12 protein-coding genes are annotated in these 12299 nt (G+C 47.6%); 7 read left to right on the top strand and 5 right to left on the bottom strand.

Going from position 1 to position 12299, the window contains the following annotated elements:
- Positions 1-69: 69 nt before the first annotated feature.
- Positions 70-1122, bottom strand: a complete 1053-nt coding sequence (locus EOE67_RS03200) for a Kelch repeat-containing protein (RefSeq protein WP_127697603.1) — start codon at positions 1120-1122, stop codon at positions 70-72.
- 34 nt (positions 1123-1156) lie between these two features.
- The gene (gene tsaA / locus EOE67_RS03195) at positions 1157-1972 is read right to left on the bottom strand and encodes a tRNA (N6-threonylcarbamoyladenosine(37)-N6)-methyltransferase TrmO (protein ID WP_420849752.1); all 816 of its coding nucleotides are present in this window, start codon (positions 1970-1972) and stop codon (positions 1157-1159) included.
- Between the two features lie 104 nt (positions 1973-2076).
- On the opposite strand from tsaA, the gene purU reads away from it, so the two are divergent.
- Genes purU through EOE67_RS03180 form a run of 3 tightly spaced genes read left to right on the top strand, consistent with a single transcriptional unit; the run spans position 2077 to position 4033 of the window.
- Positions 2077-2910 carry a formyltetrahydrofolate deformylase gene (purU, locus tag EOE67_RS03190; RefSeq protein ID WP_127697602.1) on the top strand — a complete coding sequence of 278 codons (834 nt, stop codon included), beginning with the start codon at positions 2077-2079 and terminating at the stop codon, positions 2908-2910.
- 60 nt (positions 2911-2970) lie between these two features.
- Positions 2971-3462, top strand: coding sequence for an acyl-CoA thioesterase (locus EOE67_RS03185; RefSeq protein WP_127697601.1), 492 nt, complete (start codon positions 2971-2973; stop codon positions 3460-3462).
- Between the two features lies 1 nt (position 3463).
- On the top strand, positions 3464-4033 hold the full coding sequence (locus EOE67_RS03180) for a hypothetical protein (RefSeq protein ID WP_127697600.1): 570 nt from the start codon (positions 3464-3466) through the stop codon (positions 4031-4033).
- A gap of 13 nt (positions 4034-4046) precedes the next feature.
- Here the strand turns inward: EOE67_RS03180 and can are convergent, their stop codons facing one another.
- Positions 4047-4712: a carbonate dehydratase gene (gene can / locus EOE67_RS03175; RefSeq protein ID WP_127697599.1), complete on the bottom strand. Its 666-nt coding sequence runs from the start codon at positions 4710-4712 to the stop codon at positions 4047-4049.
- Positions 4713-4926: 214 nt separating this feature from the next.
- Between can and EOE67_RS03170 the strand changes: the two genes are divergently transcribed.
- The gene (locus EOE67_RS03170) at positions 4927-5463 is read left to right on the top strand and encodes an H-NS family histone-like protein (protein WP_127697598.1); all 537 of its coding nucleotides are present in this window, start codon (positions 4927-4929) and stop codon (positions 5461-5463) included.
- A 116-nt stretch (positions 5464-5579) separates the two neighbouring features.
- On the opposite strand, the gene EOE67_RS03165 is transcribed toward EOE67_RS03170, so the two are convergent.
- Positions 5580-6323: a YciK family oxidoreductase gene (locus EOE67_RS03165; protein WP_127697597.1), complete on the bottom strand. Its 744-nt coding sequence runs from the start codon at positions 6321-6323 to the stop codon at positions 5580-5582.
- A gap of 225 nt (positions 6324-6548) precedes the next feature.
- Between EOE67_RS03165 and EOE67_RS03160 the strand changes: the two genes are divergently transcribed.
- From EOE67_RS03160 to EOE67_RS03150, 3 genes are all read left to right on the top strand, one after another.
- Positions 6549-8963: a VolA/Pla-1 family phospholipase gene (locus EOE67_RS03160; RefSeq protein WP_127697596.1), complete on the top strand. Its 2415-nt coding sequence runs from the start codon at positions 6549-6551 to the stop codon at positions 8961-8963.
- A 164-nt stretch (positions 8964-9127) separates the two neighbouring features.
- Positions 9128-10117, top strand: coding sequence for a protease SohB (gene sohB / locus EOE67_RS03155; RefSeq protein ID WP_127697595.1), 990 nt, complete (start codon positions 9128-9130; stop codon positions 10115-10117).
- A 1-nt stretch (position 10118) separates the two neighbouring features.
- Positions 10119-10772, top strand: a complete 654-nt coding sequence (locus tag EOE67_RS03150; protein WP_127697594.1) for a class I SAM-dependent methyltransferase — start codon at positions 10119-10121, stop codon at positions 10770-10772.
- Positions 10773-10957: 185 nt separating this feature from the next.
- Here EOE67_RS03150 and EOE67_RS03145 read toward each other — a convergent pair whose 3' ends face one another.
- Positions 10958-12217, bottom strand: coding sequence for a dicarboxylate/amino acid:cation symporter (locus tag EOE67_RS03145; RefSeq protein WP_240652699.1), 1260 nt, complete (start codon positions 12215-12217; stop codon positions 10958-10960).
- Between the last annotated feature and the right edge of the window lie 82 nt (positions 12218-12299).

The raw sequence follows: 12299 nt of genomic DNA, 5'->3' as shown, positions 1-12299 counted from the left end.
GTCTGATGAAGCCCAATGATGTTGGGCATAAAATTTGATGGTGCCAATGACCTTATTCTAACAAGGCCTTTACTCGGGCAGAAGTTTAATCTGATGTTTTATCAGCTGCGGCGTGACATTTTGCCCGGCAACCATGCCACCGACGCTATAAATCTCGCCGTTGATACTGACTAAGCTGCGTAAATCCATCACGGCCGTCGTTGGTTCCGCTTTTAGCCATTTTTGTTGCTTCAGTGCATAAACATAGACTGCCGCGCTTGGTTCGGATGCCGTGCCGTTGTAACCAATCCCATTGAAGTTATACGGGTTTTCGCTGCCACCGATCATTGCAATCATCGGCTCGTTATTGACAGTAACTGCAACCGCCGACTGGCGATAGCGTGCAGCTTGACCATGATGGGCAATCGGTTGCCAGTTAATTTTCAGCGCTGATTTAGCATCAACAGTACCAAGGTAACATTGGTTTTCCATGGCATAACTGCGTTTGCCAGCGGCATAATTTAATTTGACGCCATCACACACCAGCAGCTGATTGCCAACTGCAGCGCCGGCCAGACCAAACACCGGTGTGCCTGGAAACGGCGTCGCTTGCTGCCATTTCTGGCTGAAATTATCAAACACCTGCACTAAATTAACGTTGCCATCATTGTGCCAGCCGCTGATTAGATAAATGTACCGATCCTGATAGCTGACCGCCAGACTGTCGTCCACTGGCACCGGCATCTCGGGCAATTTGGTGTAGGTTTGGGTAATAGGGCTAAACCGGTAACTATCGGTCAGCGTCGTTTCCACGCCATCTGCAGCCACGCTGTAACCGCTGAAGATAAAGAAATTGTTCGCCATGGCCAGGCCAGTCGCTGCTAAGCGGCCAGACTTTCGCGCCTGATTGGGGACGGCTGCAACCGGTTGCCACATGGCGTTGCCTTCGGTCAGTTGCCAGGCTTTATTGTGGCTGGAAGCTGCAGTTTTTTCAGCGCCTAGTCCGGCAAAACTGACCAGATAACCTTTGCCGCGAACCGTGGTTTGTAACACCAGCTGATTGCTGACGGGTTCTGGCAGCGGTGGCAAGGTGGCGGCGGTCGCTGCGACGCTCAGCAATAAGGTGGTCACAGCCGGGAGCACTGCGTTTGCCCAAGTCCGGCTCGGCGCATTTGCCTTAAGCCATTTGGGCGTCGTCTTGTTGCTGAATTCGGATTTCCGTAACATGATTATGATCTCCATCCACTGTCCATTTAATATTAAAGTTATACAAATTCATGCCATAACTTTGCGTGTCTTGACGCTGCTTTTTATACGGCGGTCGCGGATCTTGTTTCAGTACTTTTTCGATAAAAATCTGTAAGTCGGGTAGTGCGTGCTGTTTGCGACAAAATTCTATCGCCTGTTCGCTCATGCTGACCGTCATATCGGTCTGGGGAGCTGCATCGGCGAAGCCGCTGGCGGCGTTTGGCAGCGCATCGGCGTAAGGCAGATAAGGCTTGATATCGAGCACCGGCGTACCATCAAGTAAATCAATACCACTTAATTTCAAAACCAGCTGCTCACCGCGACGCTCGACACCATCCAGTTTCACCACCGACAAACCTATCGGGTTGGGCCTGAACGTGGCACGGGTGGCAAATACACCTTTTTTTTCGTTGCCACCAAGGCGGGGCGGACGCACCAGCGGTGACCAGCCTTTGTCGGCGGTTTCGTGAAACACAAACACCAGCCATAAATGACTGAAACTGTCGATGCCACGCACAATCGCATCATCGGCAAACGGCGGACTAAGCACAAGCTGGCCGCGCGCTTCGGTAATCAGCCCAGGCTGACGGGGAATGGCAAATTTTTGTTTATAAGGCGATTCAATCACGCCAACGGCGGTAAATTCGAACTGATTCATCCGGTACTCAAAGTCTGGAGCGGCTAATAACCATTTATCTTTAATGATTTTGGGCAATACAGCTAAAGTCGCATTATGGCGGTGCATCCGGCAAACAACAAGCTTTTGCCACGCTTGCTATCAGATGGATGGCCGTCTAAAGTGGAAGCATTCTTGCAATTTCGCTCATCTACTTATCACTCAGGTTTATTATGGAACAAAAAACTTTACTCATTGAATGCCCGGACTCGAAGGGACTCATCGCGCAAATTACCAATATTTGTTACAAGCATCAGCTGAATATTATCCGCAATACTGAATATGTTGACCCGCTCAGTGGCCAGTTTTATATGCGGACCCAGCTGGAAGGTATTTTTAATGATCACACTTTATTGCTGGATTTAGACCGGGCACTTCCTGATGGTAGCGTGCGGCAATTAGTCGGCAAAGCCAACAAAAAAGTAGTCATTTTAGTGACAAAAGAAGCACATTGTATCGGCGACATTTTAATTAAAGTGTATGACGGCTCGTTGCAGCTCGATATCGCCGCTATTATTGGCAATCATCCTGATTTAGGCGAATTAGCCACCAAGTTTGGCATTCCATTTCATTTTGTCAGCCATCAGGATTTAAACCGCCATCAACATGAAGCTTTGCTGGTGGAAGCGATATCACCTTATCAACCCGATTATCTGGTATTAGCCAAGTTTATGCGTATTTTGACGCCGGAATTTGTCGCCCGCTATCCCAATAAAATTATCAATATTCACCACAGTTTTTTGCCAGCTTTTATTGGTGCGAATCCATATCACCAGGCCTTTAAACGTGGCGTGAAAATCATTGGCGCGACGGCGCATTTCGTGACCGATGATTTAGATGAAGGTCCAATTATTAAACAAATGGTCACCAATGTTGACCACAATTACAGTGCTGATGATATGGCGAAATCGGGGCGAGATGTTGAGAAAAATGTGCTGAGCAAGGCGCTGGAACTCGTGATCCATGACCGGGTTTTTGTCCACGGTAATAAAACAGTCATTTTATAATTGATGTGTTGAGCCAGAATGTCGGTCGTTGGGTTTCATTCGAATGTGCAAGGAGTCACGATGTTACACAAAAGAGCAATTGAATTCCGATTTCTGGCTGAGCCAACCCATGTCAATTTTGGCGGCAAAGTACATGGCGGCATGGTGATGAAATGGATAGATCAAGCCGCATACGCCTGTGCCGCGCGTTGGAGTGGTTTGTATTGTGTAACGGTGTCAGTCGGTACTATCCGCTTCCGCCGGCCGATTCTGGTGGGACACCTGGTGGAACTTGAAGCCAAGGTCGTCCATACCGGCAATTCCAGCATGCATATTTTCATTCAGGTTCGCTCCGGTGATACTCAGGCGCAGGAACTGCCGGAAACCAATCACTGTATTATCACTTTTGTGGCTTTGGACGAAGCGGGTAAAACTGCTGCAGTACCGTCCTGGCAGGCCGAAACCGATGAAGACCGTTTTTTAGAACAATATGCCATTCAGATGAAAACCTTCTCGCAACAAGTCGAACAGCAAATGCTGGATTTTTATCAGCTAGAACAGAAGGAACCTTAATATGCGCCAATCTATCAAAGTCTTATTGTCATGCGCCTTGGCCGTGCAGTTGTTTGTACCTGCCGTTGTCGCGGATCCGGTCGCAGCAACCCCGGCAAGCGTGCAACAACAGCTGGCGCCAGAGCTGGAGTTTTTCAGACCTCTTCTCGGTATCGTCTGGCAAGCGGATATGGGTGAGCAAAATGGCAAAAAACAGACTGACCGCGCATTCTGGCAACGCGCTTTAAATGGTCAGGCGATTAAGACCATCCATTCGATCAATGATGGCGCTTACGGTGGCGAAACCATGATTTTTTGGGATAAAAAGAAAAAAAGTCTGGCCTATTATTACTTCACCACCGCTGGATTCTACACCCATGGCGTGATGAGTTTTGACGTTAAAACCAAGGTGCTGACCGCCGAGGAGCAGGTTGAGAATAATGCCAACGGCATCACAGCGGTGCGTTCGAAAAGTGTGCTGGCAGCAGAGAGTCTGGCAGTGAGTTCGGAATATCTGCAGCATGGCAAGTGGGTTCCCGGCCATACTGCGGTGTATCACCCAACCAAGGACGGTCAGGTTCGTTTTCAATGATGATGTTTAGCAGTTATTTTTCGCTGCTGACTTCATCGGTTAAGTCAGTTAAATCAAGGGTATAGATATTGTCGATGGTCGCAGTGCTGGAATGACTGACCCGTAAGTCTTTCACCCGGCCATTGCGTAAACTGTACACCCAGCCATGGACGGTTAACGGTTGTTCGCGCTCCCAGGCTTCTTGTACAAAGCTGGTGTGACACACATTACGCACTTGCTCAATCACGTTCAGCTCGCACAAACGGTTCAGACGGTCCTGCTCGTTGCTAATGGATTCAATTTCGTCACGGTGCATGGCGTAGACGTCTTTAATGTTACGCAACCAGTTATCGACAAAACCAACCTTTTGTTTGTTCATCGCGGCGTTAATACCGCCACAGCCGTAGTGACCGCAGACGATAATATGTTTGATTTTTAACACATCAATGGCGTATTGCAGTACGGATAGGCAGTTGATGTCCGAATGCAATACCAGATTCGCCACATTTCGATGGACAAACAGCTCACCCGGCAACAGGCCGACGATGTCATTGGCGGGAACCCGACTATCGGAACAACCAATCCACAGATATTCCGGCGCTTGCTGCTCTGACAGTTTTTTGAAAAAACCAGGCGCTTCCAGTTCGATCCGATCAGCCCAGGCTTTGTTGTTTTCAAACAGATGTTTTAATGAACGCATACCAGCTCCAGAGTTACAGACCAAGCTAAGATACCTGAAATTCGGCCAGAACTCAGCACCGACCAGCTAAAAGTCGCAAAGGTGCAACAAAAACGCGGCTGCTGTTGGATGTTACACAATAAAACAATTTAATATGAAAATGGTTGGTTTATTTCAGATTGTTTTAGCGCTATGATATTGCTACTGTTAGCTGAATAATAATCTGGAGTGAACCATGTCTTTATTACTTGATAAACGTGAATTGAAAAAAGCAGCAAAGGAATTGTCTGTTTTAAAGTTACAGGAAGTAATGGATGTACTGACTTCGGTGATGGAAGAGCGTCAGAATGAATCAGTCGCTTTAGATAAAGTTCGTGAGTTTGCCAAAGCGCAGGGTTTTACGTTGGAGCAACTTGGCTACAAACAGAATTCAGATGGTTTGACGGTTGCAGTAGCTGTCGATGACATTGAATCACATGATTCCAAACGTCCGGTCAAGCCAAAGTTTAAGACTATTAATAAAGACAGCCAGTTCTTTTATGTCGAAGGCGGCAGTCTGCAATTATTAAAAACACATACCATGAAAAAAGGCCTGAACGATCGCGGTATCGATGTGGTGCCTTTTTCAAAAGTTGAGAAGAAATATCTGAAACAAGTCGATGCATTATTAGAAGATGCAGGTAAACAAGCGTTAGTCAATTTCAATCAAAAAGTTGATATTTGGAATGACTGGGCACAGCAACATGGCGAAGAGATCCTGGTTAAGCGTTAATTTTTAACTTTAACGACTTAAACAATAAAAAACCGGCGAAATGCCGGTTTTTTTCTCGCTATCATCCGTATCAAAACCATCCGCAGCCTTGAATCGTCTTGGTCTCGGACTACGGATTATTTAGGTTGAGCGTCCAGTGATTGGCCATTAACACCAATACTGGCATCAGCCATCAGATAGAGATAAAGCGGCATTAGATCGGCCGGCGTTTTTAAACTCAGCTGATTCTCGCCAGGATAAGCGGCACTGCGCATCTTGGTTCTGGTGGCGCCTGGGTTAATACAGTTGGTTCTGATGGTGCTGTGTTCATACTCATCAGCGATCAGCTGCATCATGCCTTCCGTGCCGAATTTTGATACGGAATAAGGGCCCCAATAAGCCCGGCCACGCCGGCCAACGCCTGAGGACGTAAACACCAGTGACGCCTGTGGGGCTAACGCCATCACCGGTAACAGTGCCTGCGTCATCAGCATCGCCGATGTCAGATTCACCTGCATTATTTTTTGCCAGGTTTCTAAATCAATGTGTTCAAAAGGTGTTAATACACCGAGCATCCCGGCATTGTGCAAGACACCATCAAGCTTGCCGAACTCTGCTTTAATAGTGTTCGCCATATCATGGTAGTGTTTTTTGGTGGCGCCGTTTAAATCGAGTGGCACTATCGCCGGTTCCGGGCCGCCGTTGGCCATGATGGCATCATAAACAGCTTCCAGTTTGGCGGTGGTTTTACCCAGTAGAATGACCGTGGCGCCATATCGGGCGAATGTCAGCGCAGCTTCTTTACCGATGCCATCGCCGGCACCGGTGACCAGTATCGTTTTATTGGCCAGAACCTGAGCTTCGGGCTGAAAATCTTGCATATAAATCAACCTCTAACCTGCAGAAAAACCGGCGCAGCATACTCGTTCCGCGGCGATTTTGCACCTTTCTTAAGAGATATTTAGTTTAGACCTAGCGAATTTTTTCTGATTGGGTTAACTTTAACTGGTCGTAGCTGTTGGAAGTTTACGAAACAGGAATTCAAAAACTAAAGCTCAGTGAGGGCTTTAGCAAAATAATAAAAATTCAGGACACGGGGAGAACATATGAATAAGTTATTAGTTAGCCTGGCCGTCGCGAGCGCGCTGGGACTGGCGGGTTGTGGCGACTCGTTACAAGATTTAAAAAATGACAATGTCAGCAACGACACTGTCTTAGTACCGATGAGTCGGGTAGTGTTCGACCCGACGGCGAGCAAAGTGTCAGTACCTAACGATTTGTTGTTTCAGGGTACGACCGACGGCACTTTAGTCATGCCAGGCGAAGCGGTAGCCGCGCCGAATTATGCAGATCCACAAACCGCGCTGGGTGCTTTAGACGGTTGGTCGACTCAGAACCCATTTAGTATTGAATTAGCTTTTGCCGGTGGTGTCAGCCTGGATGCAACCAGTGTTTCGCGCCCAGATGCAGTGCGAATTGTTGAAGTGCTGATGGGCGATCCAGCCTCAACAGACGCCAGCTGTCGTGCAGTGCCACGTGGCGTGGCCTGTAAGTCAGTAGGACAACTGACTTATGGTCAGGATTTTATCACCAAAGCAGTTGGCAATAATGTTGCCGTGATCCCATTAAAACCACTGAAATCTGCCACTACTTATATAGTAGTACTGACCAATAATCTGAAAGACTCAGAAGGGCGTTCAGTCGCACCTTCAACGACTTACGAACTGGTGAAGCAGGATTTAGCAACTTTACCATTGGGTAGCGATACACAACGTGCCTTACAAGGTGTCATCAATAGCTTTGAAAATGCTGTTTCTACCCAAAGCATTGCGAAAGACACCATTATTTATACTGCTGCTGTCACGACTCAATCAACCACCAATGTGTTGGCGACAGTTAAACAGCTCATGCTACCAAACGCTTCGAACAACAACACGCCACCTTCAGTGTTGGTCAGCGACAGCGGTTTATTAGTTTCTGATGTGTTGTTCCCTGGCAAAGTGCTGGCACCAACGGATCCAGAGTTTGCCTTTAAAACGGCAAAACTTTATACCGGTACCATCACCCTGCCATATTATTTAGGCACTTCAACTGCTGAAGCTCCTTCGGCGGCTTTATCAACCCGTTGGGTGGGTCGTTGTGACAGTGGCGCGATGGTAGCCGGTTTATCCACGGCTCAGGTTACAGCGTTAGAAGCTGGGATCACCAGCCCGGCACAAATGCAGAACAATGCCATTTGTAAAGGGTTAAGCGGTGGCGCATTACGCGATTATGGTATTGATAAACAACGCCATTTGACCAAATTTAACGTCATTCCAAAAGCCAATTCAATGAAGTCATTGGCAGTACAAATGACAGTGCCAAATGAAGCGCTGGGTCTGGTAAAACCAGCTGGTGGTTGGCCGGTCGTGATCCTGCAGCACGGTATTACCTCTTGTAAAGAAAACATGCTGGCAGTTACCGGCACTTTATCGTCACAAGGTTTTGCCACCATTGCGATTGACCATCCGTTACATGGCAGCCGTGGTTTTGACGTAAACGGCGATGGTAAAGATGAAATCAACGCTTCGGGCACCAACTGCTCGAAAAATGGCTCGCCTATTACCGGTAATGCCACTGTTTATATGAACCTCGGTGATTTGCTGGTGACGCGTGACAACCTGCGTCAAAGTATTGCGGATATGTTAGGCCTGCGGTTGGGGATGAACTTCAACAACGTGCCTGGCTTACTGAATACGCAAAACGTCCAGTTCCTTGGTCATTCGCTGGGTGCCATTACCGGTACCAGTATGGTTGGTCTGGCTAACTCCACCACAGGCAATGCCACAGCCGATGCTTTGTATAAAATCAAATCAACCTCGCTGGCAATGCCTGGCGGCGCTGTGGCCAACTTCCTGCTGGAATCGCCACAGTTTGGTGGTCTGATTAAAGCCAGTGTGATGTTAGGCTCGTCAACTTTGGCTGCTGGTTTCAAAACCTTCGTTGATGGCAAAGGCGTTTGTGTGACACCAGCAACTTATGTTGGCTGTGCAGCAACTTTCGCGGATGCTTATCTGGCGGATTTAACAGCTAAAGGCCAAACGGCAACGCTGGCTGCGATCAGTGGCACCATCACTCAGTTTGCTTTTGCCGCGCAAACGGTGACGGACGCCGGTGATCCAAATAACTATGCAGCTGCATTAGTGGCGTCAAATACCCCGGTGCATGTGATGGAAGTTGTTGGCAACGGCAGTACTTTCAAGTCTGATCAGGTGATCCCGAATCAGGCTGTAAATATGCCACTGGCGGGTACTGAACCTTTAGCACGCTTGTTAGGTGTTGCTACTATTCCTGCAAAAGCAGGTAGTTATGCAATCACCCGTGCTGCGATCACCCGCTTTACTGAAGGTGACCACACGTCAATTCTGTATCCGGTATCGAGCATAGCCGCTACGACCGAAATGCAGCGTCAGACCGCTACATTCTTCTTGTCAAGCGGTGCTGGTTTAACCGTATTTAACTCTGCGGTGATCAAACCTTAATCAGATTTATCACTGATTTAAAACTAAAAACCCGGTTCGCCGGGTTTTTTTATGTCTGTATTATGAGTCATGCCTGACTTTTGAAATGGTAGGGTGCGGAAATATGTTGTATTTGATTAAACAACGTTACAATGCCTGAAGACGTGAAAACTCAAGGATCCCATGTGAACTACTTAATTGAATATGCAATGTTTTTAGCCAAAGCGCTGACTATAGTCATCGCCATCGGTGCCGTTATCGCGATGATCGTGCTGGCAGCTGTGAAGCCAAAAAGTCATAAGGGTGAATTGTCTTTTGATGACTTGTCAAAAGAACACCATGATTTGGTTGAAGATTTACAGCAGGAAATGCTGGATAAAAAAGCCTTTAAACAGTGGAAAAAACAGCAAAAAACGCCTGAGCAAAACCTGCCTAAGTTATTTGTGGTTGATTTTAACGGCAGTATGGATGCGCATGAAGTTGCGGCACTACGCGAAGAAATGACCGCGCTGATTGCCGTTGCAACAAAGGACGACGAGGTGCTGGTACGGCTGGAAAGTGGTGGTGGGGTGGTGCATGGTTATGGCCTCGCCGCATCGCAACTGGCCCGACTCAAGCAGCATCAAATTCCGCTGACCGTCGCTGTCGATAAAGTCGCCGCCAGCGGTGGTTATATGATGGCCTGTATCGCCGATAAAATTATCGCGGCGCCTTTTGCTATTTTGGGTTCAATTGGCGTGGTTGCCCAGTTACCCAACTTTCATAAGTTATTGAAAAAGAACCATGTTGATGTCGAGCAGTTTACCGCTGGTGAATTTAAACGCACCGTAACGGTGTTTGGCGAAAATACCGACAAAGGTCGGCAGAAGTTTCAACATGAACTAGAAGAAACCCATCTGTTATTTAAAGACTTTGTGCAAAAACATCGGGCGGTGTTGGATATCAACCAAGTCGCTACTGGTGAACATTGGTTTGGTTATCAAGCTCTTGACTTAAAATTGGTGGATGAGCTTGCTACCAGTGATGAATATTTACTGACCCAGCTACCGAAACGTCAGGTGTATCAAGTGAAGTATCAGTTGAAAAAAGGTCTGGCGGAAAAAGTCGGTTTATCAGCAGCGACGATGCTGCAAAGCGTATGGCAGCAAGCCCAACGTATGATTATTTGGCGCTAAGATGGAAGCAGAGTTTTGGCATCAGGTGTGGCAACAGGATCAACTGGGGTTCCAGCTCGAAGATGCACATCCGTTGTTGCGTGCGCATTTTTGTGTTTTGCCGGTAGCTGATCGGATATTTGTACCTTTATGCGGAAAAAGTCCGGATTTACGCTGGTTAGCGCAACATTGTCAGGTGATTGGCGCTGAGCTGTCAGCCATTGCTTGTCGCGACTTTTTCACAGAGTCAGGGCTGATAGCGACGCAACATGCTGCCGAGGCATTTCAGGTATGGCAAGCCGCCAGGTATCAATTGTGGCAAGGTGACTTTTTTCAGTTACCCGCCATTGCAGTCCAACATTGCCAGCTGATTTATGATCGGGCAGCGATGATTGCGTTACCTGCGGCGATGCGATTGCAGTACGCCACTCAATTGCAGACTTTATTCCCTGCAGCGACGATGTTACTGATTAGTCTGGAATATCCCGAACAAGAAAAACAAGGTCCGCCCTTTGCGGTGTTCGAAACCGAGTTGCGAACTTTGTTTCCGGCTGCCAGCATCGCGCTGGTGGCTATTCGTGATCTTACCGGAATTGGTTTTGCCAGGCGCAAGTTTGCCACCAGTCGTCTGCTGGAAAAAGCCTGGTTGATCCAATGGGCTGAACCTGCAATTTAACTTGAAACAGCGATTTTGCCGAACGTGGTGAGCCGAAAATAGTAAGCCGCAAGAGCAGAATGGTGCGTGGTTAAAGTGAGGTAAGTCTATGTACTTGCTGGTTGTTATGCTTTGCAGACGAAAGGCACCACAATAAAAAAAGCGTTGGATCTGCCGGGCACATCCAACGCTTTAAGTCAGTGGGTTTACAGGTGTTCGCCCGCCTTCGGGTCGTTATACACCTCGGCGTCAAAACATTTTTCCTGTTTTGCCACCAGGCAGGAAATCATCGCATCACCGGTAATATTCACCGCAGTTCTGGTCATATCCAGTAAACGGTCGACACCCAGGATCAGCGCAATACCTTCCACCGGCAGTCCGACTTGTTCCAGCACCATCGCCAGCATCACCAAACCAACCCCAGGCACACCGGCAGTACCGATAGACGCCAGTGTGGCCGTCAATACCACCATCAGATAATCTGAGGTATCTAAATCAATGTTGTAGACTTGGGCAATAAACACCGTCGCAACACCCTGCATAATGGCCGTACCGTCCATATTAATGGTGGCACCAAGCGGGATGGTAAAAGAAGCAACCTTGTTATCGACACCCAGTTTGTGGGTGGTTGTGGCCAAATTGCTGGCGACAGTGGCATTGCTGCTGGATGTACTAAATGCAAACAATGCCGTTTCGCGCATTTTGCTGAAGAAGATAATTGGGTTTAAACGGCCGACAAAGAACAAAAATGAGCCATAAACCACCACACCGTGGAAGAACAGCACAAATAACACCACACCAAAATACTTACCTAGATTGGCCATATCTGCCAGTTCTAAAGTGGTAAACAGTTTTGCCATCAGGAAAAACACGCCGTAAGGCGAAACTTTCATCACCAGCTCAACCAGCTGCATCACGATCACGTTCATGTCTTCAAAGAACAAACGGATCCGTTCCCCGGCAGCACCGCTCATGGTGATTGCAATACCAAAAAGCACAGCAAAAATAATAATTTGCAGCATTTCGCCTTTCGCCATTGCATCAATCGGGTTACTTGGGAACATATCAATGAAGACTTGTGCCACCGATTTAACTTCACCCGGATCAAAAGCTGTCGCCAATTGCATATTGACGCCGGAACCCGGACTGACCAATACCGCAAAAAAGATCGCCAGGGCAATCGCCATGGCCGTAGTCAGAATAAACATCCCCATGGCTTTAGAGCCGATGCGGCCAAGGGTGCTGATGTCTTTTAATGAACTGGTGCCACAGACCAGTGAAACCAAGACTAAAGGGACAACGAGCATTTTTAAGCTGGCGACAAAAATCTGACCGCCAACATGAAAGATGCCGTCGACAAAAAATGCTTTGACCCCAAAAGAGAAACCAAGCAAAGCTATTTCTTTATCTGCTTCATTTCCAATGATCCATTTAAAAAACGCACCGACTAAAATGCCGAGCGCCATCGCGATTAATATCTTGCTGGTGAGTGAGTATTTTGTATTTGTAGTCATCTGGCGAGTAGGTTATAACAAGGATTAGAGGCGG

Origin of the sequence: Rheinheimera riviphila (assembly GCF_004005945.1) — a bacterium.
GTDB lineage: Bacteria > Pseudomonadota > Gammaproteobacteria > Enterobacterales > Alteromonadaceae > Pararheinheimera > Pararheinheimera riviphila.
The sequence above is the reverse complement of the archived record's forward strand: the minus strand, read 5'-3'. Positions and strand labels throughout refer to the sequence as shown.

Bases quoted from the DNA above. Each gene is read 5' to 3' on its own strand.
- EOE67_RS03180 (WP_127697600.1), top strand. From the start codon at position 3,464: ATGCGCCAATCTATCAAAGTCTTATTGTCATGCGCCTTGGCCGTGCAG.
- EOE67_RS03150 (WP_127697594.1), top strand. From the start codon at position 10,119: ATGGAAGCAGAGTTTTGGCATCAGGTGTGGCAACAGGATCAACTGGGG.
- purU (WP_127697602.1), top strand. From the start codon at position 2,077: ATGGAACAAAAAACTTTACTCATTGAATGCCCGGACTCGAAGGGACTC.
- EOE67_RS03170 (WP_127697598.1), top strand. From the start codon at position 4,927: ATGTCTTTATTACTTGATAAACGTGAATTGAAAAAAGCAGCAAAGGAA.
- EOE67_RS03185 (WP_127697601.1), top strand. From the start codon at position 2,971: ATGTTACACAAAAGAGCAATTGAATTCCGATTTCTGGCTGAGCCAACC.
- EOE67_RS03145 (WP_240652699.1), bottom strand. From the start codon at position 12,217: ATGGCGCTCGGCATTTTAGTCGGTGCGTTTTTTAAATGGATCATTGGA.
- can (WP_127697599.1), bottom strand. From the start codon at position 4,712: ATGCGTTCATTAAAACATCTGTTTGAAAACAACAAAGCCTGGGCTGAT.
- EOE67_RS03165 (WP_127697597.1), bottom strand. From the start codon at position 6,323: ATGCAAGATTTTCAGCCCGAAGCTCAGGTTCTGGCCAATAAAACGATA.
- EOE67_RS03160 (WP_127697596.1), top strand. From the start codon at position 6,549: ATGAATAAGTTATTAGTTAGCCTGGCCGTCGCGAGCGCGCTGGGACTG.
- tsaA (WP_420849752.1), bottom strand. From the start codon at position 1,972: ATGCACCGCCATAATGCGACTTTAGCTGTATTGCCCAAAATCATTAAA.